The sequence below is a fragment of the Gilvimarinus sp. 1_MG-2023 genome, assembly GCF_030548285.1.
Map to the genome: position 1 here is coordinate 1 of NZ_JAUOSC010001539.1, position 243 is coordinate 243.

At 57.2% G+C, this 243-nt stretch carries 1 pseudogene; it reads left to right on the top strand.

Features of this window, described 5'->3' with window-relative positions:
* Nucleotides 1–58 precede the first annotated feature (58 nt).
* Nucleotides 59–243 (top strand): annotated as a pseudogene (locus Q4563_RS21965) (MBL fold metallo-hydrolase); the annotation flags it as partial.

The window sequence follows — 243 nt, forward strand, 5'->3', positions numbered from 1 at the left end:
GGGCGATGGGGTGCGCTTGTATTTGTGCCATGATTATCCCCCGGATGGACGGCCAGCGATGAGCTCGGTAACGGTCGCCGAGCAGCGCCAGCACAATATTCATATTCGGGATGGTATCAGTCAGGCAGCATTTGTGGCCTTGCGCACTGCGAGAGATGCGGGATTGGCGATGCCACGGCTGATTTTGCCATCGTTGCAGATTAATATTCGCGCCGGGGCACTGCCCGATGCAGAAGATAACGG